Here is a 25,013-nt window from a genome sequence, read left to right on the forward strand (position 1 = left end):
TGCTGTTTAGCATTCGAATACCACTATTTACGCAAGGAGGTGTCACTCATGGCTAAAAAAGTTATTAAAATGGTGAAACTGCAGATTCCTGCAGGGAAAGCGAATCCAGCGCCTCCAGTAGGTCCGGCGTTAGGTCAAGCGGGTGTCAACATCATGGCATTCTGTAAGGAATTCAACGCTCGTACTGCCGACCAGGCTGGTCTGATCATCCCGGTTGAAATTACAGTATTTGAAGACCGTTCGTTTACCTTCATCACCAAAACTCCTCCGGCTGCTGTTCTGCTTCGCATCGCTGCAAAAGTAGAAAAAGGCTCCGGTGAACCAAACAAGAAAAAAGTAGCGAAGCTGGGCCGCGCAGCGGTTCGTGAAATCGCTGAAACCAAAATGCCCGATCTGAACGCTGCATCTGTTGAAGCTGCAATGCGTATGGTTGAAGGTACTGCCCGCAGTATGGGAATCACAATCGAAGACTAATATGTATTCGATGAACCGGTCATTCATGACCGCAATATGTGGGAGGAATTTCCGCTAATACCACAAAGGAGGAACATTTCATGGCTAAACATGGTAAGAAGTACCAAGAATCCGCGAAGCTGATCAACAGCGAAGCGACTTACGAGCCTTCAGAAGCTGTAGAGCTTGTGAAAAAGGCGGCAACTGCCAAATTCGACGAAACCGTTGAAGCAGCAGTTCGTCTGGGTGTAGACCCGCGTAAACAAGACCAGGCAGTTCGTGGTGTTGTTGTCCTGCCTCACGGCACAGGCAAAACACAACGCGTGCTTGTATTTGCAAAAGGTGAAAAAGCGAAGGAAGCGGAAGCTGCTGGCGCTGATTTTGTTGGTGATGCTGACATGATCAACAAGATTCAACAGGGCTGGTTCGAATTCGACGTCTGCGTAGCTACACCTGATATGATGAGTGAAGTCGGTAAACTGGGTCGTCTGCTCGGTGGTAAAGGTCTCATGCCTAACCCTAAAGCAGGTACAGTTACTTTCGACGTTACCAAGGCTGTTCAAGAAATCAAAGCCGGTAAGATCGAATACCGTCTCGACAAAGCGGGCCAAATTCACGCGCCAATCGGCAAAGTGTCTTTCAACGCTGAACAATTGAACGAGAACCTTAAAGCTCTTATGGACGCTCTGAACCGTGCGAAACCGGCTGCTGCCAAAGGTGTATACCTTAAAGGTATCGCTATTTCGTCCACAATGGGACCTAGCGCTCGTGTGAACGCAGCTGCTTTCAGATAATTAAAGGTTGACTCCTTGAGTAATCTTTGATAATCTATAACAGTTGTGAACATTAAGGCGATCAATCTTAAATGTGAATATGCTTACCGTAGACAGTAGGTGCCGTAGGGCTTAATTTCCTACCGAGGTGTTGTGATAGAAACAAAAAGTGCCAGGCTCGCCTGATTAACTTTCCGTTTTATCAAGCCTTCGTGAATCTGCGGAGGCTTTTCTAATGCCTGCGTAGGAACGGCGCGGTTTCTCCGGAAGAATCGCCGTGACATAAATTTTCAGGAGGTGTATACAATTGGCAAATGCAAAAGTAATCCAAGCAAAACAGGATGCGGTTGATGTTGTTACTAGCAAACTGCAGAACAGTGTCTCCACTGTTGTTGCAGACTACCGCGGATTGAACGTATCGCAAGTGACTGAACTGCGTAAGCAGCTTCGTGAAGCTGGCGTTGAGTTTCAAGTCCTGAAGAACACATTGCTTCGCCGTGCAACTGTGGCAGCTGAGCTGACTGATCTGGACGCTGTCCTGACGGGTCCTACAGCGATCGCATTCAGCGAGACTGATGCGGTAGTAGCAGCTAAGATTCTAAATGACTTCGCTAAGAAGAACGACGCTTTGAAACTGAAAGGCGGCGTTGTAGAAGGTAAAGTTATCGATGCGGACCAACTGAAAGCACTGGCTGAACTGCCATCCCGCGATGGTTTGCTCTCCATGCTGCTTAGCGTGCTTCAAGCTCCAATGCGCAACTTCGCGCTTGCAGTTAAAGCTGTTGCTGAGAAAGAAGAACAAAGCGCGTAAGCCTTTGCTTCTGGCTTCATAATCAAGACCACAAACCAATTCAAATATAATGGAGGTTCAATCATGAGCAAAGAAACAATCTTAGAAGAAATTAAAGGCATGAGCGTACTGGAACTGAACGACCTGGTAAAAGCAATCGAAGAAGAATTCGGCGTAACTGCAGCAGCTCCAGTAGCAGCTGGCGGCGCTGTAGCAGCTGTTGAAGCTGAACAGTCCGAATTCGACGTAATTTTGACAAGCGCTGGCGCTTCCAAAATCAACGTTATCAAAATCGTTCGCGAAATCACAGGTCTTGGCTTGAAAGAAGCTAAAGAAGTTGTAGATAACGCTCCAAAAGCAATCAAAGAAAAAGTAAGCAAAGAAGAAGCCGAAGCTACCAAAGCAAAATTGGAAGAAGCAGGCGCAGCTGTAGAAGTAAAATAAGTTGATTCAATAGGTACTGCCCCGGAGCAGAAATGATTCTCTCCGGTTCCCGCAACCCCCTTGAACTTGTTCAAGGGGGTTGCTCTATAAGGGAGCCTTGCGGGTATTTGTAGTTCAACGTGAAAGGGAGGATGGTATGTCGCAGCATTATTACTCGCAGCAGCCGGAAGCGCGTCATGACAGACGGAGCATCGATACGGAGCTGAGAGGCAAACGCCTCCGCTTTACAAGCGACGCCGGTGTTTTTTCTAAAGGAGATATTGATCATGGCAGTCGTGTTCTGATTGAGGGGATGGAAATTCCTGAGGATGCGAAGGTACTAGACGTGGGCTGTGGTTACGGGCCTATAGGGATTAGTGCGGCGCATCTCGCTTCTAAGGGACATGTGACGATGGTTGATATCAACAGCCGTGCGGTAGAGCTTGCCCGCGAGAATGCGCAGCATAATGGAATCCGCAATGTTACGGTGATGGAAAGTGATGTGCTATCGGCAGTGCAGGGGCAGACATTCGATGTGATTCTAACCAACCCGCCGATTCGCGCCGGCAAGGCCGTAGTGCATGCGATTTTTGAACAGGCGTATGATCATTTGAATGAGGGCGGTTGTCTGTGGGTTGTCATTCAGAAGAAGCAGGGTGCGCCGTCGGCGGTTTCCAAGCTGGAGAGTATGTTCCCGGTAGTAGAAGAAGTAGGGAAAGACAAGGGCTATAGAATCTTAAAAGCTCAGAAATAAATAATAATACTCATTGACATGCGATGTCCGTAGTGGTATTATTATAAAATGTCAGTATTAAGCTAGGCTCCATGTCTTTAGTTTGCTGAAATGTCAAGTGATATATTGTCGCCCGGTAAGCGCATGCCGCACGGCAGGTTTTTGCGAATTCCGTTCTCTATGTTCCTGTCACGGCGAAGGTCGCCGGGGCAATAGATAATAGCGCATGAACTGTAGCCTGGTGACGTATAATACGCACGTTTTGGGCAAATCTACTGGATAAGGAGTATTTTGGCCGTGGATAGATGTGCTCTTTTTTCGAAAGATTTCGATAAGGGGCTTTTCTGTATTTATGGCCGAATCCTTGTGATATGGTTCCATTATACGGGTCCAAACAAGGGTTCGCAATCAATTTTTAAGTGAGTAGACATGAGGGGTGAGTAAAGTTGGCAGGACATCTTGTTCAGTATGGTCGACGCACTCGGCGGAGCTATGCGAGAATTAACGAGGTACTCGAGGTCCCGAACCTGATCGAGATCCAACAAAAATCTTATGACTGGTTTTTGGAGGAAGGATTGCGGGAAATGTTCCAGGACATCTCGCCGATCCAGGATTTCACAGGGAATTTGGTACTAGAGTTCATTGATTACAGCCTGGGTGAACCGAAGTATACGGTTGACGACGCTAAAGAGCGGGACGTAACATATGCAGCTCCTCTGCGTGTGAAGGTGCGTCTCATCAATAAGGAGACCGGTGAGGTTAAAGAGCAGGAAGTGTTCATGGGAGATTTCCCTCTGATGACGGAAACCGGCACTTTTATTATCAATGGTGCAGAACGGGTTATTGTCAGCCAGTTGGTTCGCTCTCCAAGCGTCTATTTCAGCACAAAAGTGGATAAGAACGGCAAAAAAACTTACACCGCCACAGTAATTCCGAATCGCGGAGCCTGGCTGGAGCTTGAGACCGACGCTAAGGACATCATGTATGTCCGTATCGACCGGACTCGTAAGATCCCGGTAACAGTCCTCTTGCGTGCTCTGGGCTTCGGCAGTGATGCTGAAATCCTGGAACTGCTTGGCAATGATGAATATATTCGCAATACGCTGGATAAAGACAACACGGATTCCACGGAGAAGGCGCTTATTGAAATCTACGAGCGTCTGCGTCCGGGCGAACCACCAACACTTGATAATGCTAAGAGCTTACTGGTCGCACGTTTCTTTGACCCGAAACGTTATGATTTGGCCAATGTAGGCCGTTACAAAATCAATAAAAAGCTGCATATTAAGAATCGTCTGTTCAATCAGCGTCTGGCACAGCCTTTGGTTGACGAGTCTACCGGAGAAATCCTGGCAGAATCCGGCCAAATGGTGGACCGCCGCCTGCTTGATGAGCTGATTCCTTATTTTGAGAAGAGTATGGCTGCTAAAAACTACCGTGTAACCGGCGGAGTGATGGACAGCGAAGATATTCCGCTTCAGACCATTGACGTATTCTCGCCAATCGAAGAAGGCCGTATCATCAAACTGATCGCCAATGGCAACATTGATAAATCGGTTAAGCATATTACTCAGGCTGATATTATATCCTCAATCAGCTACTTTATTAATTTGCTGCATGGTATCGGCAACACGGATGATATTGACCACCTGGGTAACCGTCGTCTGCGTTCTGTAGGTGAGCTTCTGCAGAATCAGTTCCGTATCGGTCTATCCCGTATGGAGCGCGTAGTCCGCGAGAGAATGTCGATTCAAGATGCCAATGCGATTACACCGCAGGCGCTGATCAACATCCGTCCGGTCATCGCGTCCATCAAAGAGTTCTTCGGCAGCTCGCAGCTGTCCCAGTTTATGGATCAGACGAACCCGCTTGCCGAGCTTACACATAAGCGTCGTCTGTCTGCACTCGGACCCGGCGGTCTGACTCGTGAACGCGCAGGCTTTGAAGTCCGCGACGTCCACCACAGTCACTATGGCCGTATGTGTCCTATCGAGACCCCGGAAGGTCCGAATATCGGTCTGATCAACTCCTTGTCCACCTTCGCCCGCATCAATGAATACGGCTTTATCGAAGCTCCGTATCGTTGGGTAGATCCGAAGACCGGCAAGGTAACTGAGCAAATTGATTATCTGACTGCCGATGAAGAAGATAATTATGTAGTTGCACAGGCAAATGTACTGATCGATGAAGAGGGCTCCTTCAAGGAAGACCAGGTTATCGTTCGTTACAACAAGGATTCAGACAACATCACCACCATGCCTAGCAATCGGGTAGACTACATGGACGTTTCGCCAAAACAGGTCGTATCCGTCGCAACGGCGCTCATTCCGTTCCTTGAGAACGATGACTCCAACCGCGCACTGATGGGATCGAACATGCAGCGTCAGGCCGTTCCGCTTCTTATTCCTAAGGCTCCGCTTGTAGGGACAGGGATGGAGCATAAGTCTGCTAAAGACTCCGGCGTATGTATTGTCTCCAAATATGACGGTATTATCGAACGCTCCTCTGCCAATGAAATCTGGCTGCGCCGTGTTGAGGCAGTTGAGGGCAAGGAAGTCAAAGGCGATATCGTTAAATATAAATTACACAAATTCATGCGTTCGAACCAGGGTACCTGTATTAACCAGCGTCCACTGGCGAAACGTGGGGATATCGTCAAAAAAGGTGACATCCTGGCAGATGGACCTTCCACAGAAATGGGCGAACTTGCGCTTGGCCGCAACGTAGTCGTTGCGTTCATGACTTGGGAAGGCTACAACTACGAGGATGCGATCCTGCTGAGTGAGAAGCTGGTGAAGGAAGATGTATACACTTCGATCCACATCGAGGAATACGAATCCGAAGCCCGTGATACGAAGCTTGGACCTGAAGAGATCACACGTGATATTCCTAACGTCGGTGAAGAGGCGCTTCGCAACCTGGATGAGCGCGGAATTATCCGCATCGGTGCGGAAATCAATGCCGGTGATATTCTGGTAGGTAAGGTTACTCCGAAGGGTGTAACTGAGTTGACTGCTGAGGAACGCCTGCTGCATGCGATTTTCGGTGAGAAAGCCCGTGAAGTTCGTGATACCTCTCTGCGCGTTCCACATGGTAGTGATGGTATTGTCGTTGACGTAAAAGTATTCACTCGCGAGAACGGCGATGAGTTGCCTCCAGGTGTGAATCAACTGGTTCGTGTCTACATTGCCCAGAAGCGTAAGATTTCTGAAGGTGATAAGATGGCTGGACGTCACGGTAACAAGGGTGTCGTTGCCCGTATTCTGCCAGAGGAAGACATGCCGTTCCTTCCGGATGGCACGCCGGTACAGGTTGTCCTGAACCCGCTGGGCGTTCCTTCCCGTATGAACATCGGACAGGTGTTGGAAGTCCATATTGGTATGGCTGCACTCCGTCTAGGAATCCACGTAGCTACTCCGGTATTCGACGGAGCTCGTGAGTATGATGTGTTCGATACGATGGAAGAAGCCGGTATGCAGCGTAATGGTAAGACCATACTGTATGACGGACGTACAGGTGAACGCTTCGAACGTGAGGTTACAGTCGGTGTCATGCATATGATCAAGCTGGCGCACATGGTTGATGATAAGATCCATGCCCGTTCTACAGGTCCTTACTCCCTAGTTACACAACAGCCACTAGGCGGTAAAGCTCAGTTCGGCGGACAGCGTTTCGGGGAAATGGAAGTATGGGCGCTCGAAGCTTATGGTGCGGCTTATACACTGCAAGAAATTTTGACTGTGAAGTCCGATGATGTGGTCGGCCGTGTGAAAACGTACGAATCCATTGTCAAAGGCGAAAACGTTCCAGAACCGGGTGTTCCGGAATCATTCAAGGTATTGATCAAGGAACTGCAGTCGCTCGGTATGGATGTCAAAATCCTTAGCGGTGACGAGCAGGAAATTGAGATGAGAGAACTGGATGATGAGGACGAGACGTCAGGCGACAAGCTGAGCCTCAATTTAGAAGGCACAGAAGTCGGCATAGAGTAGTTCACCAGCAAGCCACTAATTTCATTACACAAAAGGACCCGCCCTCTGTTGACTTCAGCGTCAAGAGAGGGCTGTGGTACTAAATCAGGATATAGGTTAAGGAGGGTTGCTCCTTGTTGGACGTTAACAATTTTGAATTTATGAAAATCGGGCTCGCTTCCCCGGAGAAAATTCGTTCTTGGTCCCGCGGAGAAGTTAAAAAACCGGAAACCATTAACTATCGTACATTGAAACCGGAAAAAGAGGGTCTCTTTTGCGAACGTATTTTTGGACCGCAAAAGGACTGGGAATGTCACTGTGGTAAATACAAACGCGTCCGTTATAAGGGCGTAGTATGCGACCGCTGCGGCGTGGAAGTTACCCGCGCTAAAGTCCGCCGCGAACGTATGGGCCACATTGAACTGGCAGCTCCGGTATCTCATATCTGGTATTTCAAAGGTATTCCAAGCCGTATGGGTCTGGCACTGGATATGTCTCCTAGATCCCTCGAAGAGATTATCTACTTTGCATCTTATGTTGTAACCGATCCGGGGGAAACTCCGCTGGAGAAGAAACAATTGCTGTCCGAGAAAGAATACCGCAGCTACCGTGAGAAATATGGTTACGGATTCCAGGCTGGCATGGGTGCGGAAGCCGTCAAAAAACTGCTTCAGGATATCGATATCGATAAAGAGCTGGAATTCCTCAAAGAAGAGCTGCGTACCGCTCAAGGCCAGCGCCGCAACCGGGCGATCAAACGTCTGGAAGTCATTGAGGCCTTCCGCAACTCCGGCAACAAGCCTGACTGGATGATCATGGATGTACTCCCGGTTATACCTCCGGAGCTTCGTCCAATGGTTCAGCTGGATGGCGGCCGGTTTGCTACGTCTGACCTTAATGACCTGTACCGCCGTGTAATTAACCGGAACAACCGTCTGAAAAGACTGCTGGATCTTGGCGCTCCTGACATTATCGTTCAGAATGAGAAACGGATGCTTCAGGAAGCAGTAGATGCACTCATTGACAACGGCCGCCGCGGCCGTCCTGTAACGGGGCCTGGTAACCGTCCGCTCAAATCGCTCAGCCATATGCTGAAAGGTAAACAGGGACGTTTCCGCCAGAACTTGCTCGGTAAGCGTGTCGACTATTCCGGCCGTTCGGTTATCGTAGTAGGGCCTTACCTGAAAATGTACCAATGCGGTCTTCCGAAGAAAATGGCACTGGAGCTTTTCAAACCGTTTGTAATGAAAGAGTTGGTTAACAAAGGGCTTGCCCACAACATAAAGAGCGCGAAGCGTAAGGTAGAACGCGTTAGTCCAGAAGTCTGGGATGTGCTTGAAGAAGTGATCAGAGAGCATCCGGTTCTGCTGAACCGTGCCCCTACGCTGCACAGACTGGGTATCCAGGCGTTTGAGCCGATTCTGGTAGAGGGCCACGCGATCCGACTTCACCCGCTCGTATGTACGGCTTACAATGCCGACTTTGACGGTGACCAGATGGCGGTACACGTTCCTCTGTCCGCTGAAGCTCAAGCCGAAGCCCGTATTCTTATGCTAGCGTCTGGTAACATCTTGAACCCTAAGGATGGTAAGCCGGTTGTTACTCCTTCTCAGGATATGGTCCTTGGTACGTTCTATCTGACCATGGATAACAATGAAGAAAAAGGAACAGGTATGATTCTGCGTACTGTGAACGAAGCGGTCTCCGCTTATCAGCGTGGAACTGCCGGTCTGCATGCGCGTGTTGCTATTCCAGCTAAAGCTCTGGGCAAAACCTGCTTCACAGAAGCGCAGCAAAATGCATTGCTGATCACTACGGTGGGTAAGATTATCTTCAATGAAATCTATCCTAGCAGCTTCCCGTATATCAACGAAGCGACCAAAACCAACCTGCTGCAGGGAACACCTGAGAAGTACTTCATCTATGAAAAGGGTGCGGATGTCCGCGAACTGATCATGGCTGCTCCGGAAGCCAGTGCTGTAGGTAAAGAATATCTGGGCCTCATTATTGCCCGCTGCTTTGAAACGTATCACACTACCAAGACCTCAGTAATTCTGGATAAAATTAAGCAACTCGGCTTTACGTACTCTACTCGTTCCGGTGTTACGGTTGCCGTATCGGATGTTATCGTGCCTGAGGAAAAAGTCACCATCCTTAAAGAATCCGAAGCTAAGGTTGATGTAGTGGCGAACCAATACCGCCGCGGTCTGATCACCAATGATGAGCGGTATGACCGCGTTATCGAGATTTGGTCGAAGACCAAGGATGATCTGACTAACGTATTGCTTAAATCGATGGACCGCTTCAACTCCATCATGCTCATGGTCGACTCCAAGGCGCGTGGTAACAAATCGCAGATCACCCAGCTCGGTGGTATGCGTGGTCTGATGGCAACACCTTCGGGCCGAATCTTTGAATTGCCAATCAAAGCGAACTTCCGTGAAGGCCTAACCGTCCTCGAGTACTTTATCTCCACTCACGGAGCGCGTAAAGGTCTGGCCGATACAGCGCTGCGTACAGCGGATTCCGGGTACCTGACACGCCGTCTGGTTGACGTAGCGCAGGATGTTATTGTCCGTGAAGAAGATTGCGGTACTGATAAAGGCTTCATGGTTAGCCGGATTCAGGATGGCAAGGAAGTCATTGAGGATCTTTACGACCGTATTGAAGGCCGTTATTCCTTCGAGACCGTCCGTCATCCGGAGACGAAGGAAATCATCGTTCACCGTAACGATCTGATTGATTCGGATAAGGCTGAAGAGATCGTGAATGCTGGCGTTACCAAGCTGCAGATCCGCTCTGTATTGAGCTGCCGTGCCCGTCACGGTGTCTGCAAGAAATGCTACGGACGTAACCTGGCAACAGGTAAATTCGTGGAAATCGGGGAAGCTGTCGGTATTATTGCCGCACAATCCATCGGTGAACCAGGAACACAGCTTACCATGCGTACATTCCATACCGGTGGTGTAGCCGGAGACGATATCACGCAAGGTTTGCCGCGTATCCAGGAGCTGTTTGAAGCGCGTAACCCTAAAGGTCAGGCTACGATCAGTGAGATTGACGGGGTAGTTAAGGAAATCCGTGAAACCAAGGACCGCCGTGAAATCGAAGTCCAGGGTGAAGCAGAGTCCAAGACGTATTCCATCACTTACGGCTCCCGTCTGCGTGTCAGCGAAGGCCAGGAGATTGAGGCCGGCGATGAATTGACAGACGGTTCAATTGACCCTAAAGAAATGCTGCGTATCAAAGGGATCCGTGGGGTACAGAACTACATTCTGCAAGAAGTACAGCGTGTATACCGTAACCAGGGCGTTGAAATCAATGATAAGCACATTGAAGTTATGATCAAGCAGATGCTGCGCAAAATCCGCATTATCGATGCCGGAGATACCAGTCTCCTGCCGGGTGCTTTTGCGGATATTCATGAATATGAAGCAGCCAACAAGGAAGCCATTCTTGCCGGAAATGAACCAGCAGTCGCCAAACCGGTTCTGCTCGGGATCACCAAGGCTTCCCTGGAAACTGATTCATTCCTGTCTGCGGCATCCTTCCAGGAAACTACCCGCGTCTTAACAGATGCAGCTATCAAGGGTAAAGTGGATAAACTGCTTGGTCTGAAAGAGAATGTAATTATCGGTAAGCTGATTCCTGCAGGTACTGGCATGAATCGTTACCGTAATGTGAAGCTGAGCGACCCGAATGCTGAAAGCAGTGAAGAAGCTTTGGAGCCGGTACCCGCTGAATAATTGAATACTCATGGCAAACAGTATCCGCGTCACGCAGAAATCTGGCGTGACGCGGCTGTCTGCTGTGATTATTAATAAATTAATTGTCGTTTTTCTTGACATCATGTGCTGAGGATGCTAATATGTCTAAGGTGCGTGAGTAGTCTTGTCATTCTTATTCAGTGGAGGTAATGGTTTTCATGACTGATGACAGAGGGTTACAGGATACTCAGGTCAAGATCGGTTCCAAGCAAACCGTTAAGGCGGTGGAGTTGGGCCAAGCCGCAGAAGTCTATGTGGCAGAGGACGGAGATCAACGGCTTACTTCCAGAATTGTAATGCTTTGCAACAAACAAGGTGTGAAGGTCACGTATGTGGACACAATGCTGAATTTGGGCAAGGCCTGCGGTATAGAAGTTGGTGCTGCGATGGCAGCCGTCTTAAAACAATAGCAGCAAGAGAACGTTTTTGTACCGGGGTACACTTCGGCAGCAAGGACTTTTCATTTGTCTTTTTATGAACCACCTGGGTCTGTGGACTTAATGTTTGTAAATTGACTATCATTTTAGGAAGGGGGTGGCACAACATGCCAACTATCAATCAATTGGTTCGTAAAGGCCGTCAAGCCAAAATCGAAAAATCCAAATCTCCCGCTCTTCAAAAAGGGTTCAACGCCCTCAAGCGTGAGGCTACAAATTTGAGCGCTCCGCAGAAACGCGGTGTATGCACTCGTGTAGGCACAATGACTCCACGTAAACCAAACTCAGCACTTCGTAAGTATGCCCGTGTTCGTCTGACGAACCGTCTTGAGGTGACTGCTTACATTCCGGGTATCGGACACAACCTTCAAGAGCACAGTGTAGTATTGCTGCGCGGAGGTAAAGTTAAGGACCTTGCAGGAGTTCGTTACCACATCGTTCGTGGTGCACTGGATACTGCAGGTGTTGCTAACCGGATGCAGGCTCGCTCCAAGTATGGTGCGAAACGTCCTAAAGTCAAGAAATAAGATGAGCTTATCAGAATAATAACCATATAAGAAAGGGGGATATCCATGCCACGCAAAGGTCCAGTTACTAAAAGAGATGTATTGCCAGATCCATTGTATAATAGCAAGTTGGTTACTCGTTTGATCAACCGTATTATGCTGGGTGGTAAAAGAGGTGTCGCTCAAAGCATTTTGTACAATTCGTTCAAGTTGATTCAAGAACGTACAGGTAAAGAGCCGATGGAAGTTTTCGAAGCTGCCATCAAGAATATCATGCCTGTATTGGAAGTTAAAGCTCGTCGTGTCGGCGGTGCTAACTACCAAGTACCTATTGAGGTTAAACCTGAAAGACGTACTGCTTTGGGATTACGTTGGCTTGTAAACTACTCACGCAACCGCGGTGAGAAGACTATGGAAGAGCGTTTGGCGGCTGAGATTATCGATGCTTCCAACAACACAGGCGCTTCCGTTAAGAAACGTGAAGATACACACAAAATGGCTGAAGCGAACAAAGCGTTTGCTCACTACCGCTGGTAGGATTACAGTCGTTCAAATAACTTCTATTTTGAAAGGAGATCCATTTCATGGCAAGAGAGTTCTCCTTAAAAAATACACGTAATATCGGGATCATGGCACATATTGATGCTGGTAAGACTACTACCACAGAGCGGATTCTTTTCTACTCAGGCCGTACGCACAAAATCGGTGAAGTTCACGAAGGTGCTGCTACAATGGACTGGATGGAGCAAGAACAGGAGCGCGGAATTACGATTACTTCCGCTGCTACCACCGCTGCTTGGAAGGGTAACCGCGTTAATATCATTGATACCCCAGGACACGTTGACTTCACTGTTGAAGTTGAACGTTCCTTGCGTGTATTGGATGGGGCAGTAGGCGTATTTAGCGCCAAAGAGGGTGTTGAACCTCAGTCCGAGACTGTTTGGAGACAAGCTGACCGTTATAGTGTTCCGCGGATCGCCTATGTCAACAAAATGGATATTATCGGTGCTGATTTCCTTAATGTAATTGATTCTATGCGTGATCGTTTGATGGCGAATGCAGTTGCTATTCAATTACCGATCGGCGCAGAGAATGACTTCATTGGTATTATTGACCTGATCGAGCAAAAAGCTCATATGTTCAAAGACGATCTGGGTCAAAACATTGAAGTTACGGATATTCCGGCTGAATACCTTCCGAAGGTTGAGGAGCTTCGTCTTGAGTTGATCGAGAAAGTTGCTGAACTTGACGAAGAACTTACTATGAAGTACCTTGAAGGCGAAGAACTAACAATTCCAGAAATCAAAGCTGCGTTGCGCAAAGGCGTATGTGAAGTTAAGATTTTCCCTGTAATTGTTGGGTCCTCTTACCGTAACAAAGGGGTTCAACTTATGTTGGACGCTGTTGTTGATTACTTGCCATCGCCTCTTGATGTACCAGCTATTGTTGGTCATCATGATGATGGATCTGAAGGGGTTCGCCATTCTTCGGATGAAGAGCCTTTCTCAGCTTTGGCATTTAAAATCATGACAGACCCTTATGTGGGCAAGCTTACGTTCTTCCGCGTTTACTCTGGTGTTCTGGAGTCCGGATCATACGTAGTCAATGCTACTAAGAACAAACGTGAGCGTATCGGCCGTATTCTACAAATGCACGCGAACAGCCGCCAAGAGATTTCCATCGTGTACTCTGGTGACATCGCTGCTGCAGTAGGATTGAAAGATACTAGCACGGGCGATACTCTGTGTGATGAGAAGAATCCAATTATCTTGGAATCCATGAACTTCCCTGATCCGGTTATCGAAATCGCTGTTGAACCAAAAACCAAAGCCGACCAAGATAAATTGGGCGTTGCTCTCGGTAAGCTGACCGAAGAAGATCCAACTCTTCGTGCTCATACTGATGAAGAAACTGGCCAAACTATCCTGGCAGGTATGGGCGAACTTCACTTGGATATTATCATTGATCGTATGCGCCGTGAATTCCACGTTGAAACTAACGTTGGTAAACCACAGGTTGCTTACCGTGAAACATTCAATGCGCCTGCTCGCGTCGAAGGTAAATTCGTTCGTCAATCCGGCGGACGCGGTCAATACGGTCATGTATGGGTTGAATTCGAACCTCTTGAGGCTGGTACTGGCAACCAATTCGAAAGTAAAGTAGTCGGCGGTTCTGTACCTAGAGAATATGTCGCTCCTGCACTTGCGGGTATTGAAGAAGCTATGAAAAATGGTGTTATCGCAGGCTTCCCGCTTGTTGATGTTAAAGCCACTATCGTAGATGGTTCTTATCATGATGTTGACTCCAATGAAATGGCGTTTAAAGTTGCCGGATCATTGGCGCTTAAGGCTGCAAAAGACAAGTGTAAACCTGTCTTGCTCGAGCCAATCATGAAAGTGGAAGTAACTGTTCCTGAGGAGTATATGGGCGATGTTATGGGGATGCTTAGTTCCCGTCGCGGTAAGATCGAAGGTATGGACTCCCGTGGTGGAGCTCAGATTATCCGGTCTAAGGTGCCTCTCTCCGAAATGTTCGGTTACTCTACAACACTTCGTTCCGGTACTCAAGGACGCGGCGTATTCTCAATGGAGCTTTCTCACTATGAAGAAGTTCCAAGAAGTATTGCAGAAGAAATCGCAGCCAAGAATAAAGGCGGAGAATAATTCAGAGTTTTTAACTTGCCGTCCGGATATACCACTTAAGACATCTTAGAATTGCAAATAGGCGGACGGCTCAAATATATGGACCCCACAATAAGGAGGAACTGTTCAAATGGCAAAGGCAAAGTTTGAACGTAACAAACCGCACGTTAACATTGGTACTATTGGTCACGTCGACCATGGTAAAACAACTCTTACTGCTGCAATCACAACTGTATTGTCCAAAAAATACGGTGGTGCTGCTGTAGCATTCGACCAGATTGATAAGGCTCCTGAAGAACGCGAACGCGGTATCACTATCTCCACCGCTCACGTTGAATATGAAACTCCTAACCGTCACTACGCTCACGTAGACTGCCCTGGACACGCCGACTATGTTAAAAACATGATCACTGGCGCAGCGCAAATGGACGGAGCAATCCTGGTTGTATCCGCAGCTGACGGCCCTATGCCACAGACTCGTGAACACATCCTGCTGTCCCGTCAAGTAGGCGTTCCTTACATCGTTGTATTCCTGAACAAATGCGACATGGTTGAGGACGAAGAGTTGCTTGAATTGGTTGAAATGGAAGTTCGCGATCTGCTTAGCGAATACGACTTCCCAGGCGATGACACTCCAATCGTTCGTGGATCTGCTCGTGAAGCTCTGCAGAACCCTGATGGCGAGTATGCACAGAAGATCGTTGAAATGTTCGAAACGATCGACACATACATCCCGCTTCCAGAACGTCAGACTGACAAGCCTTTCTTGATGCCTGTCGAAGATGTATTCTCCATCACTGGCCGCGGTACTGTGGCAACTGGTCGCGTAGAACGCGGAACAGTTAAAGTCGGAGAAGAAATCGAAATCGTTGGTATTCACGAAGAAACTAAGAAGTCTGTAGTTACTGGCGTGGAAATGTTCCGTAAATTGCTTGATTCCGCTCAAGCTGGCGACAACATCGGCGCATTGCTGCGTGGTGTTGACCGTAACAACATCGAGCGTGGCCAAGTATTGGCTAAGCCTAACTCCGTTAAGCCACACACTGAGTTCACTGCTCAGATCTACGTTCTGACTAAAGAAGAAGGCGGACGTCACAAACCATTCTTCACTGGTTACCGTCCACAGTTCTACTTCCGTACAACTGACGTAACTGGCATCATCAACCTGCCAGAAGGTACTGAAATGGTTATGCCTGGTGACAACATCACTGTAACTGTTCAACTGATCTCCCCAATCGCTATTGAAGAAGGTACTAAATTCTCCATTCGCGAAGGCGGACGTACAGTTGGTGCCGGTTCCGTAGCTTCCATCCAGAAATAATTCAGGCTCTATCCGTTAGGATAGACCGAATATAAGTCAGGCCCCCTTCATTTGAAGGGGGCCTGTTTTGTTGTTATGACAAAGATTATGAATTAGATTTCTTTCGCATACTCCGCATTAGGCAGCTTGGACAGAACGACATGCAGGCTGGACGGGGAAGAACTATTATTCGTATAAGCGAATGACTCGTCACCGGCGATGTAGATGGTCTCTCCTTGGATGAAGGAGAACTCTTCCTCATTAACATGAATGGTACCGTCACCGTGTAAGGCAAGGATGTAGACATCTGCTCCGGGGTGTTTGTGAACGGGAAGCTTTTGACCAGGCATGAAATTAAGCACGAATACGACGCTATCCCCTTTTTGGAAAATGATCTTTTTGGTAAAGCGGTCCTCTTGATACTGTACTGCCTCAGCTATTGTTTTCTTTTCCATTATAAATCCCTGCTTTCATTAATTGTATTGTTCAAAGCTTAACTTCATACTCGCAATGCTCATGACCGGTGACATTACATTTGATCTCTTTCACTGATACCTTACGGCCAAGAATCCGGCACAGCGCACCTTCAATGATAGCTCCCTCTAGATCACAGACCATTCTTTCATCTTCAAGGGAAGGTAGCCCTTTGCAAAAGCAATCGTCAACAGCGATATTAATTCTGCGCTCATCGGAATGAACAATTCGGGGGATCCCAATTTTGAGCTCCTCAAAGATCTGAAGCAGTTCTTCTACGGAATGGACAGGCAGGCTCCCGCCGATTTTTCTGCCAATGGTCACAGTCGTTCCCTTTCCCCCTAACGGAAGTCCCTGGTTCATTCCAATTAGACGGATGGTCCGGAATAGCTCAAGGGGTACCATATTGCCCAGAGTTGTTCTATTCATCTGGCGCATATCCTCAAAAGTGTATTGCTGCAAGCCCATCAACTCCTTTTCTCTCTATGAACCTATTGTATAGACAGACGGAACGTTAATCCTTGATATAGATCAAGTTTTATGAAAATCTGTGCGTTCAGTCACCCGGCAGCGCTTCGATCATTGATATGGTGGGATAAGCGACAGTAGAGGAGGAATGAGGTATGGATTGTAATACGTGCAGCTCTCATGCTTGTGTGCGCCAGGTTCCGGTATTCAGGAGTTTATCCGATGAAGAATTGGTTATCATAGAATCAATTACAGAATCCCATTCTTATAAAAAGGGCAGCCAGGTCTGCAGAGAAGCAGAGCCGTCTGAAGCGTTGTATGTGGTGAAGAGCGGTCTTATCAAACTGACGAAGAACAGTAAAGAAGGCAAGCAGCATATTGTCCGCTTTCTTTTCCCGGGGGATTATTTCGGGCAGTTTGCCCTGCTTCACAATAAAAATAATGATGTAACGGCGGAGATAATTGAGAGCGGAGTGGTCTGCCGGATGCACCGGAAGGATTTCATTCCCCTACTGGAGCAGAATGCGGGTCTGGCGTTTAGCTTTCTGATGTCTGTCAGTGAGCAACTGCATCTGGCGGAAGAAACAGCAGGGGCATTGCATATGTTTGAAGTTGAAAAACGGTTAGCCCGGCTTCTGGTCTACTTATACATGAGAAATCTACCAGAACCAGCAGTGACTATGCAAGACTTGAGACATACCGTAGATCTCCCGTCGGCGCAAAAAGAAGTGGCAGCAATGATCGGCACTACCGCCGAGACCCTAAGCCGTAAGCTGAACAAGCTGGAAGCGCTGAAGATCATCGCTATGCATAAAAGAACCGTGAATATTCTGGAGATGGAGGCTCTAATTCAGCTCGCTGAAATCAGTAATTAATAATTTTCAGATAAAACCGTGTGTTTTATAATTTTTTTTCTGGAAAAGGTGATTTGTTTTGCAAAGGCTCTTGCAATATAGCCGCCTATTAGATATAATAATAAATGTTGTTCTGAGACGTTGCGATGATGTGAGAGGTTACTGACACACCCGGCCCCTTTGCCATGGAGTCGACGTCAGAAAATTTTCACGGAGTATGTCCGATAATAAATTGGGCGATAGAAGGAGGGACTAAAATGGCAAAGCAAAAAATTCGTATTCGCTTGAAAGCATACGACCACAGAATTCTTGATCAATCCGCAGAGAAAATCGTTGAAACAGCAAAACGTTCGGGTGCTGGTGTATCCGGGCCGATTCCGCTGCCAACTGAGAAGCAAATCATTACCATTCTCCGTGCGGTACACAAGTACAAGGATTCCCGTGAACAGTTTGAGCAACGGACTCACAAACGTTTGATCGATATTGTGAACCCAACACCACAAACTGTGGATGCCTTGATGCGCTTGGATCTACCGTCCGGTGTAGATATCGAAATCAAATTGTAATTCATTAAGTAATCAGGAAAAGAAAAGAGGTGTCAACATTGAAAGGTATCTTAGGAAAAAAACTCGGTATGACTCAAGTGTTTACTCCAGAAGGTAACGTAATCGCGGTTTCTGTTATCGAAGCTGGACCTTGTGTGGTACTGCAAAAGAAAGACCTGAATATCGACGGATATGAAGCAGTGCAGTTGGGCTTTTCCGATAAAAAGGAAAGTCGCTCCAACAAGCCTGAACAGGGTCACGCCAAAAAGGCAAATGCAACACCTAAGCGCTACGTTCGCGAAATTCGCGGTGTTGACCTCGGGTCACTCGAGGTTGGACAAGAGCTTAAGGCTGACATCTTCGCTGAAGGCGAGTTTGTTGACGTAACAGGTACTTCGAAGGGTAAAGGCTTCCAGGGTAACATCAAACGCTGGGGACAAAGCCGCGGACCAATGGCACACGGATCGCGTTACCACAGAAGACCGGGCTCGATGGGTTCCATCCAGGCTAACCGTGTTCCTAAGGGCAAACGCCTGCCAGGACATATGGGTCACACGACCATAACGGTTCAAAAGCTTGAAATCATCCGGGTTGACGTAGAACGTAATGTACTGCTGGTTAAAGGCGCTATTCCGGGCCCGAAAAACAGCTTCGTGAAAGTTAGACAAACCGTTAAGAAATAATTACTGAAGAAAGGAGGAACATGAAATGCCAAAAGTAACACTTTTCAATACTAGTGGTAACGAAGTTGGCGAAGTTGAACTGAGTGATTCAGTTTTCGGTATCGAACCGAATGTACATGTGCTGCATGAAGCTGCACTTATGCAAAGAGCTTCCCTTCGTCGCGGTACACACAAAGTAAAAGGACGCTCTGAAGTGCGTGGCGGCGGACGTAAACCTTGGAAACAAAAAGGTACAGGTCGTGCTCGTCAAGGCTCCATTCGTTCTCCACAATGGAAAGGCGGCGGCGTAGTCTTCGGACCAACACCACGCAGCTATTCCTGGAAATTGCCTAAGAAGGTTCGCCGGTTGGCCATCAAATCCGCGTTGTCCTCGAAAGTACTTGAGAATGACATCATCGTATTGGATAGCTTGACTCTGAATGCTCCGAAGACGAAAGAATTCGCAGCGATTCTGAACAACCTTAAAGTGGGCAGCAAAGCCCTGATCGTAGCTCCTAGCTATGATGACAATGTAGCACTTTCCGCTCGTAACATCCCTGGGGTGAAATTCGTAGCGGCTGACGGCATCAATGTTCTTGACGTACTGACGTACGACAAACTGATCATCACTAAAGAAGCAGTTCTGAAGGTAGAGGAGGTGTTCGCGTAATGAAAGATCCTCGTGATATAATTAAGCGTCCAGTGATTACGGAACGCACATCCGAATACATGAGCGAACTGAAGTACGCTTTTGAAGTGGATATCCGTGCTAACAAGACCGAAATCAAAAAAGCTGTCGAGGCTATTTTTAAAGTGAAAGTCGTTAGTGTGAACACAATGCGCGTACCTGGTAAACTGAAACGTTACGGCAAATATTCCGGTTATACTCCGGAGTGGAAAAAAGCCATCGTGAAGCTTAGCCCGGACAGCAAGCCGCTTGAGTTCTTTGAAGCGGTAGAATAATACTCTTAAAGTAAGGAGGAAACTATAGTGCCAATCAAAAAGTACAAACCGACCTCTCCGGCAAGACGCAACATGTCTGTGTCTACGTTTGAAGAAATCACAACAAACCAGCCAGAGAAATCGTTGCTGTCCCCGCTGTTCAAGCATGCCGGACGCAACAACCAAGGTAAAATTACGGTTCGTCACCATGGCGGCGGACACAAACGTAAATACCGTATTATCGACTTCAAGCGGACTAAAGACGGCATACCAGGTAGCGTTGCTACAATTGAGTATGACCCGAACCGCACTTCCAATATTGCTTTGATCCACTATGCTGATGGAGAGAAACGTTATATCATCGCTCCTAAAGGCCTTAAAGTTGGGGATAAAGTTGAGTCCGGCCCTGCTGCGGATATCAAAATTGGTAACAGCCTTCCGTTGATCAATATCCCGGTAGGTACAGTTATCCACAACATCGAGTTGAAACCAGGCAAAGGCGGACAATTGGTTCGTGCTGCCGGTACTGAAGCTCAGTTGCTGGGTAAAGAAGATAAATACGTATCTGTTCGTTTAAACTCGGGTGAGGTTCGCAGAATCCTCAGCGTTTGCCGTGCGACTATCGGAGCCGTTGGTAACGGAGATCACGAACTGATCAAGATTGGTAAAGCCGGACGCAGCCGCTGGCTCGGACGTCGTCCTGAAGTACGCGGTGTTGTCATGAACCCTAACGATCACCCACACGGTGGTGGTGAAGGCCGCGCTCCAATCGGACGGAAATCGCCAATGTCACCTTGGGGCAAACCAACCCTCGGCTACAAAACGCGTAAGAAAAACAAAGCATCTGATAAATACATCGTTCGTCGCCGCACAAAATAAGACGCTTCAGGCAAGTTAGTTAAGCGCGAAGCGTCGATTCGCGGTTTTGAAGAACCGGATGAAGGGAGGATTCACACATGGGTCGCAGTTTAAAGAAGGGGCCGTTCATCGATGGCTACCTGCTGAAAAAAGTTGAGGATTTGAACGAGACAGACAAGAAAGTCGTAGTAAAAACCTGGTCCCGTCGCTCAACCATTTTCCCTCAGTTTATCGGACATACGTTTGGTGTATATGACGGCCGCAAACACGTGCCTGTATACGTAACAGAAGATATGGTAGGTCACAAGTTGGGCGAGTTCGCGCCAACACGTACTTACAAAGGCCACGCGGGTGACGATAAGAAAACCAGAAGATAATTGACGTCTTCGTTTGAGAGGAGGGAAAACAATGGAAGCAAAAGCACATGCAAGATCGGTGCGGATTTCCGCTCGTAAAGCGAAACTGGTTGTTGACTTGATTCGCGGCAAGCAAGTGGGGGAAGCAATTGCAATTCTTCGCCACACTCCGAAGTCCGCTTCTCCGGTTGTTGAGAAGCTACTAAACTCGGCGATTGCGAACGCTGAGCATAACTACTCTATGGACGTTAACAGCTTATTCGTAAGCGAAGTTTTCGTTAACCAGGGTCCTACAATGAAACGTTTCCGTCCGCGCGCCATGGGCCGCGCAAGCCGGATCAATAAACGTACCAGCCACATTACTTTGGTGGTATCTGAGAAATAAGGAGGGATAACACGTGGGTCAAAAGGTAAATCCAGTCGGACTCCGAGTCGGTATTATTCGCGATTGGGAATCAAAATGGTATGCAGGCAAAGATTTCGGTACTCTTTTAATGGAAGACGTCAAAATCCGGGAATACCTTAAAGGCAAGTTGAAAGATTCCTCTGTTTCCCGCATCGAGATCGAAAGAGCGGCAAGCCGAGTGAACGTTACAATTCACACTGCCAAGCCAGGTATGGTAATTGGTAAAGGCGGAGCAGAAGTAGAAGTACTTCGCAGCGCAGTTACAACTATCGCCGGCGGTAAGAAAGTGCACATCAACATCAATGAAATCAAACACCCTGAACTGGATGCTATTCTTGTTGCTGAAAGCATTGCACAACAGCTGGAACGTCGCGTATCGTTCCGTCGTGCTCTGAAGCAAGCGATTCAAAGAACAATGCGTTCCGGCGCAAAGGGAATTAAAACTCAGGTTGGCGGACGTCTTGGCGGCGCTGAGATTGCCCGTTCAGAAGGCTATAGTGAAGGAACAGTTCCACTTCATACGCTTCGTGCTGATATCGATTACGGAACAGCTGAAGCACATACAACTTACGGTCTTATCGGCGTAAAAGTATGGATTTATCGTGGAGAAGTTCTTCCCCCAGCTAAGAAACAAGCTGCTCAGGAAGGAGGCAACTAATCATGTTGGTACCAAAGCGCGTTAAACACCGCAAGCAACAACGCGGTCACATGAAGGGTATGGCAAAAGGCGGAACTGAACTCAACTTCGGCGAATTCGGTTTGCAGGCTCTGGAGCCATCTTGGATCACTAACCGTCAGATCGAAGCTGCTCGTATCGCAATGACACGTTACATCAAACGTGGCGGTCAGGTTTGGATCAAGATTTTCCCGGATAAGCCAATCACTCAGAAGCCTCTCGAGGTTCGTATGGGTAGTGGTAAAGGTAACGTTGAGAAATGGGTAGCCGTAGTTAAACCGGGTAAGATTATGTTCGAACTCGGAGGCGTGTCGGAAGAAATCGCTCGTGAAGCGATGCGTCTTGCCGCTCACAAGCTGCCTGTAAAGACTAAGTTTGTGAAACGTGAAGAATTGGGTGGTGAAGCAAATGAAAGCTAATGAACTTCGCAACTTAACCACTGCTGAGATTGAACAGAAAATCGCCGGATTCAAGGAAGAACTTTTCAATCTCCGTTTCCAATTGGCAACAGGCCAACTGGATAACCCGACTCGGATTCGTGATGTGCGTAAGGAAATAGCTCGTGCTAAAACCGTTATCCATCAAAGAGTACTTGGGATTAGTTAAGTGACGGCGGATGCATAATCCGTAATCAGGAAGGAGGCTAATTATGAGCGAAGAGCGTAATGCACGTAAAGTGCTGATCGGTAAAGTAGTCAGCGACAAAATGGATAAAACCATCGTAATTGCTGTTGAAACCTATAAAAAGCACAGTCTGTATCACAAACGCATCAAGTCCACGAAGAAATTCAAGGCACATGATGAAGAGAATGTAGCTAAAATTGGTGATGTCGTGAAAGTCATGGAAACTCGTCCATTGTCGAAGGACAAACGGTGGAGACTGGTTGAAGTGGTAGAAAAAGCGGTAATCATCTAAGACACGACATGAAGCAGATCCCTTTCCGGAAGGAGGAAAATAATAATGATTCAACCATTTACACGTTTGCATGTGGCTGACAACTCTGGTGCGAAGGAACTGATGTGTATCCGCGTACTGGGTGGTACTGGACGCCGTACAGCAGCAATCGGCGATCTGATCGTTTGTTCCGTTAAACAAGCAACACCAGGCGGCGTTGTCAAAAAAGGTGATGTTGTTAGAGCGGTAGTTGTTCGTACAAAACGTTCGGTACGCCGTAAAGATGGATCTTACATCGCATTCGACGAAAATGCAGCTGTTGTTGTCAAAGACGACAGAAGCCCGCGCGGAACACGTATCTTCGGACCAGTTGCTCGCGAACTTCGCGACAAGGACTACATGAAGATCGTTTCCTTGGCACCGGAAGTAATCTAAAAAATCGAGTGATGCTCGGTTGTACTTGATAAGGTCAGTTATAGGAGGTGTAATCAATGCCTAGAGTTAAAAAAGTTCTGGAATCCCATAACAATAAACTGCATGTGAAAAAAGATGATGTGGTGCTTGTGATCAGCGGGAAAGACAAAGGTAAAAAAGGCCGTGTCATCGCTGCTTATCCTCGTGAAAACCGCGTCCTGGTAGAAGGCGTGAACATGGTGAAGAAACACCAGAAGCCTAACCAGTTGAATCCGCAAGGCGGAATCATCGAGCAAGAAGCTTCGATCCATGTGTCCAACGTAATGCACATTGATCCGAAGAGCGGGAAAGTTACTCGCATCGGCTATAAAGTACTAGATAACGGTAAGAAGGTTCGGGTAGCAAAAAGATCCGGAGAGATTATCGACTAATACAGTCCTAATGAAAGGAGGTAAATCTTCATGGCAGCAAGAATGAAAGAACGTTATCTGAATGAAATCACACCATCTTTGATGCAGAAGTTTAACTACACAACAGTTATGCAAGTGCCTAAGATCGAGAAGATCGTCATCAACATGGGTGTGGGTGACGCTGTTCAAAACTCCAAAGTACTTGACGCTGCAGTTAATGACATGCAGTTGATCACTGGTCAAAAGCCAGTTATCACTAAAGCAAAGAAATCCATCGCCGGTTTCAAACTGCGCGAGAATATGCCGATCGGGGTTAAAGTAACACTGCGCGGCGAGCGTATGTATTACTTCCTGGATAAATTGATCAACGTAACGCTTCCACGCGTTCGTGACTTCCGTGGTATTTCCAGCAAAGCCTTTGATGGCCGCGGTAACTACACACTGGGTCTTAAAGAGCAATTGATCTTCCCGGAAATCGAGTATGACAAAGTGGATAAGGTTCGCGGTATGGACATCGTTATTGTAACGACTGCTAAGACGGACGAGGAATCCCGTGAGCTGCTGAATCAGCTGGGAATGCCTTTCACAAAATAAGAATCATCCATTTCTCCGAAAATGTTTAGGAGGTGTCAGTCTAAGTGGCAAAAACTTCAATGAAAGTTAAACAACAACGCGAGCCTAAGTTCAAAGTACGTGCATACACACGTTGCGAGCGTTGCGGTCGTCCACATTCGGTACTGCAAAAGTTCAAAATTTGCAGAATTTGTTTCCGTGAATTAGCTTATAAAGGCCAGATTCCTGGCGTGAAAAAAGCAAGTTGGTAAGAAGTTTATAAACGGGAAGGAGGTTTACACACATGACTATGTCTGATCCTATTGCAGATATGCTTACTCGTATTCGTAACGCCAACACTGTGCGTCACGAGACAGTAGAAATGCCTGCTTCTACTATGAAAAAACAAATCGCGGACATCTTGAAGCGTGAGGGCTTCATCCGTGATGCTGAATTCGTTGAAGATAGCAAACAGGGGATTATCCGTATTTTCCTGAAATACGGCCCAAGCCAGGAACGCGTTATCACTGGTCTGAAAAGAATCAGTAAACCAGGTCTTCGCGTATACACGAAGAGCAATGAAGTGCCTCGTGTACTCGGTGGCCTTGGAATCGCGATTATCTCCACATCTAAGGGAGTTATGACCGACAAAGAAGCTCGTCAATCTAAATCCGGCGGAGAAGTTGTCTGCTACATTTGGTAATAA

At 47.5% G+C, this 25,013-nt stretch carries 31 protein-coding genes and 1 other annotated feature; of the genes, 29 read left to right on the forward strand and 2 right to left on the reverse strand.

Features of this window, described 5'->3' with window-relative positions; all coding sequences use genetic code 11:
- Positions 1 to 48 precede the first annotated feature (48 nt).
- The 12 genes from rplK to tuf all read left to right on the forward strand — a co-directional run bounded on the left by rplK (position 49) and on the right by tuf (position 15,816).
- On the forward strand, positions 49 to 474 hold the full coding sequence (gene rplK / locus MKX42_RS04425; protein WP_019908208.1) for a 50S ribosomal protein L11: 426 nt from the start codon (positions 49 to 51) through the stop codon (positions 472 to 474).
- An 80-nt stretch (positions 475 to 554) separates the two neighbouring features.
- Positions 555 to 1,247: a 50S ribosomal protein L1 gene (gene rplA, locus MKX42_RS04430; RefSeq protein ID WP_036692357.1), complete on the forward strand. Its 693-nt coding sequence runs from the start codon at positions 555 to 557 to the stop codon at positions 1,245 to 1,247.
- A gap of 68 nt (positions 1,248 to 1,315) precedes the next feature.
- Positions 1,316 to 1,469 (forward strand) — a sequence feature (ribosomal protein L10 leader region).
- 64 nt (positions 1,470 to 1,533) lie between these two features.
- Entirely contained in the window at positions 1,534 to 2,037 is a 504-nt protein-coding gene (gene rplJ, locus MKX42_RS04435) for a 50S ribosomal protein L10 (RefSeq protein WP_340751498.1), read from the forward strand.
- Positions 2,038 to 2,100: 63 nt separating this feature from the next.
- Positions 2,101 to 2,460, forward strand: a complete 360-nt coding sequence (gene rplL, locus MKX42_RS04440; RefSeq protein ID WP_036721862.1) for a 50S ribosomal protein L7/L12 — start codon at positions 2,101 to 2,103, stop codon at positions 2,458 to 2,460.
- A 136-nt stretch (positions 2,461 to 2,596) separates the two neighbouring features.
- Positions 2,597 to 3,193, forward strand: coding sequence for a class I SAM-dependent methyltransferase (locus tag MKX42_RS04445; RefSeq protein ID WP_340751499.1), 597 nt, complete (start codon positions 2,597 to 2,599; stop codon positions 3,191 to 3,193).
- 425 nt (positions 3,194 to 3,618) lie between these two features.
- Positions 3,619 to 7,164 (forward strand): DNA-directed RNA polymerase subunit beta, encoded by a 3,546-nt coding sequence (rpoB, locus tag MKX42_RS04450; protein WP_036692364.1) that lies wholly within the window; start codon positions 3,619 to 3,621, stop codon positions 7,162 to 7,164.
- A gap of 113 nt (positions 7,165 to 7,277) precedes the next feature.
- On the forward strand, positions 7,278 to 10,889 hold the full coding sequence (gene rpoC, locus MKX42_RS04455) for a DNA-directed RNA polymerase subunit beta' (protein WP_340751500.1): 3,612 nt from the start codon (positions 7,278 to 7,280) through the stop codon (positions 10,887 to 10,889).
- A gap of 179 nt (positions 10,890 to 11,068) precedes the next feature.
- Positions 11,069 to 11,320, forward strand: a complete 252-nt coding sequence (locus MKX42_RS04460) for a ribosomal L7Ae/L30e/S12e/Gadd45 family protein (protein ID WP_340751501.1) — start codon at positions 11,069 to 11,071, stop codon at positions 11,318 to 11,320.
- A 134-nt stretch (positions 11,321 to 11,454) separates the two neighbouring features.
- The gene (rpsL, locus tag MKX42_RS04465; protein WP_036721853.1) at positions 11,455 to 11,874 is read left to right on the forward strand and encodes a 30S ribosomal protein S12; all 420 of its coding nucleotides are present in this window, start codon (positions 11,455 to 11,457) and stop codon (positions 11,872 to 11,874) included.
- A gap of 45 nt (positions 11,875 to 11,919) precedes the next feature.
- Entirely contained in the window at positions 11,920 to 12,390 is a 471-nt protein-coding gene (gene rpsG, locus MKX42_RS04470; RefSeq protein WP_020427074.1) for a 30S ribosomal protein S7, read from the forward strand.
- A 47-nt stretch (positions 12,391 to 12,437) separates the two neighbouring features.
- Positions 12,438 to 14,516, forward strand: coding sequence for an elongation factor G (gene fusA, locus MKX42_RS04475; protein ID WP_340751502.1), 2,079 nt, complete (start codon positions 12,438 to 12,440; stop codon positions 14,514 to 14,516).
- Between the two features lie 109 nt (positions 14,517 to 14,625).
- Positions 14,626 to 15,816: an elongation factor Tu gene (tuf, locus tag MKX42_RS04480; RefSeq protein ID WP_036721850.1), complete on the forward strand. Its 1,191-nt coding sequence runs from the start codon at positions 14,626 to 14,628 to the stop codon at positions 15,814 to 15,816.
- Between the two features lie 92 nt (positions 15,817 to 15,908).
- Here tuf and MKX42_RS04485 read toward each other — a convergent pair whose 3' ends face one another.
- Both MKX42_RS04485 and MKX42_RS04490 read right to left on the reverse strand, forming a co-directional pair.
- A complete protein-coding gene (locus MKX42_RS04485) occupies positions 15,909 to 16,250 on the reverse strand; it encodes a cupin domain-containing protein (protein ID WP_340751503.1) in 342 nt (113 codons plus the stop codon).
- Between the two features lie 31 nt (positions 16,251 to 16,281).
- Entirely contained in the window at positions 16,282 to 16,737 is a 456-nt protein-coding gene (locus MKX42_RS04490; RefSeq protein WP_340757616.1) for a V4R domain-containing protein, read from the reverse strand.
- Positions 16,738 to 16,892: 155 nt separating this feature from the next.
- Here MKX42_RS04490 and MKX42_RS04495 point away from each other — a divergent pair, with 155 nt between their 5' ends.
- The 17 genes from MKX42_RS04495 to rpsH all read left to right on the forward strand — a co-directional run bounded on the left by MKX42_RS04495 (position 16,893) and on the right by rpsH (position 25,010).
- A complete protein-coding gene (locus MKX42_RS04495; protein WP_340751504.1) occupies positions 16,893 to 17,612 on the forward strand; it encodes a Crp/Fnr family transcriptional regulator in 720 nt (239 codons plus the stop codon).
- A 236-nt stretch (positions 17,613 to 17,848) separates the two neighbouring features.
- Positions 17,849 to 18,157, forward strand: a complete 309-nt coding sequence (gene rpsJ / locus MKX42_RS04500) for a 30S ribosomal protein S10 (protein ID WP_017692074.1) — start codon at positions 17,849 to 17,851, stop codon at positions 18,155 to 18,157.
- Between the two features lie 38 nt (positions 18,158 to 18,195).
- On the forward strand, positions 18,196 to 18,819 hold the full coding sequence (gene rplC / locus MKX42_RS04505) for a 50S ribosomal protein L3 (RefSeq protein ID WP_340751505.1): 624 nt from the start codon (positions 18,196 to 18,198) through the stop codon (positions 18,817 to 18,819).
- Between the two features lie 25 nt (positions 18,820 to 18,844).
- The gene (gene rplD / locus MKX42_RS04510; protein WP_036721837.1) at positions 18,845 to 19,468 is read left to right on the forward strand and encodes a 50S ribosomal protein L4; all 624 of its coding nucleotides are present in this window, start codon (positions 18,845 to 18,847) and stop codon (positions 19,466 to 19,468) included.
- Positions 19,468 to 19,761, forward strand: coding sequence for a 50S ribosomal protein L23 (gene rplW, locus MKX42_RS04515; RefSeq protein WP_019908225.1), 294 nt, complete (start codon positions 19,468 to 19,470; stop codon positions 19,759 to 19,761). Before rplD ends, rplW begins: the two co-directional genes overlap by 1 nt.
- Before the next feature lie 27 nt (positions 19,762 to 19,788).
- Complete coding sequence (rplB, locus tag MKX42_RS04520; protein ID WP_036692392.1) at positions 19,789 to 20,619, forward strand: 50S ribosomal protein L2; 831 nt, start codon at positions 19,789 to 19,791, stop codon at positions 20,617 to 20,619.
- A gap of 77 nt (positions 20,620 to 20,696) precedes the next feature.
- Complete coding sequence (gene rpsS, locus MKX42_RS04525; protein ID WP_036692395.1) at positions 20,697 to 20,975, forward strand: 30S ribosomal protein S19; 279 nt, start codon at positions 20,697 to 20,699, stop codon at positions 20,973 to 20,975.
- Positions 20,976 to 21,006: 31 nt separating this feature from the next.
- Positions 21,007 to 21,339, forward strand: a complete 333-nt coding sequence (rplV, locus tag MKX42_RS04530; RefSeq protein WP_019908228.1) for a 50S ribosomal protein L22 — start codon at positions 21,007 to 21,009, stop codon at positions 21,337 to 21,339.
- A gap of 13 nt (positions 21,340 to 21,352) precedes the next feature.
- The gene (gene rpsC / locus MKX42_RS04535; protein WP_340751506.1) at positions 21,353 to 22,018 is read left to right on the forward strand and encodes a 30S ribosomal protein S3; all 666 of its coding nucleotides are present in this window, start codon (positions 21,353 to 21,355) and stop codon (positions 22,016 to 22,018) included.
- 2 nt (positions 22,019 to 22,020) lie between these two features.
- Complete coding sequence (rplP, locus tag MKX42_RS04540) at positions 22,021 to 22,455, forward strand: 50S ribosomal protein L16 (RefSeq protein WP_020427064.1); 435 nt, start codon at positions 22,021 to 22,023, stop codon at positions 22,453 to 22,455.
- Positions 22,445 to 22,642 (forward strand): 50S ribosomal protein L29, encoded by a 198-nt coding sequence (gene rpmC / locus MKX42_RS04545; protein WP_019908232.1) that lies wholly within the window; start codon positions 22,445 to 22,447, stop codon positions 22,640 to 22,642. Before rplP ends, rpmC begins: the two co-directional genes overlap by 11 nt.
- A gap of 43 nt (positions 22,643 to 22,685) precedes the next feature.
- Positions 22,686 to 22,952, forward strand: coding sequence for a 30S ribosomal protein S17 (rpsQ, locus tag MKX42_RS04550; protein WP_173140476.1), 267 nt, complete (start codon positions 22,686 to 22,688; stop codon positions 22,950 to 22,952).
- A 45-nt stretch (positions 22,953 to 22,997) separates the two neighbouring features.
- Entirely contained in the window at positions 22,998 to 23,366 is a 369-nt protein-coding gene (rplN, locus tag MKX42_RS04555) for a 50S ribosomal protein L14 (protein ID WP_036680556.1), read from the forward strand.
- Positions 23,367 to 23,422: 56 nt separating this feature from the next.
- Positions 23,423 to 23,776 (forward strand): 50S ribosomal protein L24, encoded by a 354-nt coding sequence (gene rplX / locus MKX42_RS04560; RefSeq protein WP_019908235.1) that lies wholly within the window; start codon positions 23,423 to 23,425, stop codon positions 23,774 to 23,776.
- Between the two features lie 30 nt (positions 23,777 to 23,806).
- Entirely contained in the window at positions 23,807 to 24,349 is a 543-nt protein-coding gene (gene rplE / locus MKX42_RS04565; protein WP_036692402.1) for a 50S ribosomal protein L5, read from the forward strand.
- A gap of 44 nt (positions 24,350 to 24,393) precedes the next feature.
- Positions 24,394 to 24,579, forward strand: a complete 186-nt coding sequence (locus tag MKX42_RS04570; protein WP_036589425.1) for a type Z 30S ribosomal protein S14 — start codon at positions 24,394 to 24,396, stop codon at positions 24,577 to 24,579.
- Positions 24,580 to 24,611: 32 nt separating this feature from the next.
- Positions 24,612 to 25,010, forward strand: a complete 399-nt coding sequence (rpsH, locus tag MKX42_RS04575; protein WP_036692403.1) for a 30S ribosomal protein S8 — start codon at positions 24,612 to 24,614, stop codon at positions 25,008 to 25,010.
- Positions 25,011 to 25,013: the final 3 nt, after the last annotated feature.

The organism is Paenibacillus sp. FSL R7-0204 (genome assembly GCF_038002225.1).
Lineage (GTDB): Bacteria > Bacillota > Bacilli > Paenibacillales > Paenibacillaceae > Paenibacillus_AQ.

Bases quoted from the DNA above. Each gene is read 5' to 3' on its own strand.
- MKX42_RS04495 (WP_340751504.1), top strand. From the start codon at position 16,893: ATGGATTGTAATACGTGCAGCTCTCATGCTTGTGTGCGCCAGGTTCCG.
- rpsQ (WP_173140476.1), top strand. From the start codon at position 22,686: ATGAGCGAAGAGCGTAATGCACGTAAAGTGCTGATCGGTAAAGTAGTC.
- rplV (WP_019908228.1), top strand. From the start codon at position 21,007: ATGGAAGCAAAAGCACATGCAAGATCGGTGCGGATTTCCGCTCGTAAA.
- tuf (WP_036721850.1), top strand. From the start codon at position 14,626: ATGGCAAAGGCAAAGTTTGAACGTAACAAACCGCACGTTAACATTGGT.
- rplN (WP_036680556.1), top strand. From the start codon at position 22,998: ATGATTCAACCATTTACACGTTTGCATGTGGCTGACAACTCTGGTGCG.
- rplA (WP_036692357.1), top strand. From the start codon at position 555: ATGGCTAAACATGGTAAGAAGTACCAAGAATCCGCGAAGCTGATCAAC.
- MKX42_RS04460 (WP_340751501.1), top strand. From the start codon at position 11,069: ATGACTGATGACAGAGGGTTACAGGATACTCAGGTCAAGATCGGTTCC.
- MKX42_RS04485 (WP_340751503.1), bottom strand. From the start codon at position 16,250: ATGGAAAAGAAAACAATAGCTGAGGCAGTACAGTATCAAGAGGACCGC.
- rplP (WP_020427064.1), top strand. From the start codon at position 22,021: ATGTTGGTACCAAAGCGCGTTAAACACCGCAAGCAACAACGCGGTCAC.
- rplW (WP_019908225.1), top strand. From the start codon at position 19,468: ATGAAAGATCCTCGTGATATAATTAAGCGTCCAGTGATTACGGAACGC.
- rpsH (WP_036692403.1), top strand. From the start codon at position 24,612: ATGACTATGTCTGATCCTATTGCAGATATGCTTACTCGTATTCGTAAC.
- rplD (WP_036721837.1), top strand. From the start codon at position 18,845: ATGCCAAAAGTAACACTTTTCAATACTAGTGGTAACGAAGTTGGCGAA.
- rplE (WP_036692402.1), top strand. From the start codon at position 23,807: ATGGCAGCAAGAATGAAAGAACGTTATCTGAATGAAATCACACCATCT.
- rpsG (WP_020427074.1), top strand. From the start codon at position 11,920: ATGCCACGCAAAGGTCCAGTTACTAAAAGAGATGTATTGCCAGATCCA.
- rpsL (WP_036721853.1), top strand. From the start codon at position 11,455: ATGCCAACTATCAATCAATTGGTTCGTAAAGGCCGTCAAGCCAAAATC.
- rplK (WP_019908208.1), top strand. From the start codon at position 49: ATGGCTAAAAAAGTTATTAAAATGGTGAAACTGCAGATTCCTGCAGGG.
- rplL (WP_036721862.1), top strand. From the start codon at position 2,101: ATGAGCAAAGAAACAATCTTAGAAGAAATTAAAGGCATGAGCGTACTG.
- rpsJ (WP_017692074.1), top strand. From the start codon at position 17,849: ATGGCAAAGCAAAAAATTCGTATTCGCTTGAAAGCATACGACCACAGA.
- rplX (WP_019908235.1), top strand. From the start codon at position 23,423: ATGCCTAGAGTTAAAAAAGTTCTGGAATCCCATAACAATAAACTGCAT.
- rpsS (WP_036692395.1), top strand. From the start codon at position 20,697: ATGGGTCGCAGTTTAAAGAAGGGGCCGTTCATCGATGGCTACCTGCTG.
- MKX42_RS04445 (WP_340751499.1), top strand. From the start codon at position 2,597: ATGTCGCAGCATTATTACTCGCAGCAGCCGGAAGCGCGTCATGACAGA.
- MKX42_RS04490 (WP_340757616.1), bottom strand. From the start codon at position 16,737: ATGGGCTTGCAGCAATACACTTTTGAGGATATGCGCCAGATGAATAGA.
- fusA (WP_340751502.1), top strand. From the start codon at position 12,438: ATGGCAAGAGAGTTCTCCTTAAAAAATACACGTAATATCGGGATCATG.
- rpmC (WP_019908232.1), top strand. From the start codon at position 22,445: ATGAAAGCTAATGAACTTCGCAACTTAACCACTGCTGAGATTGAACAG.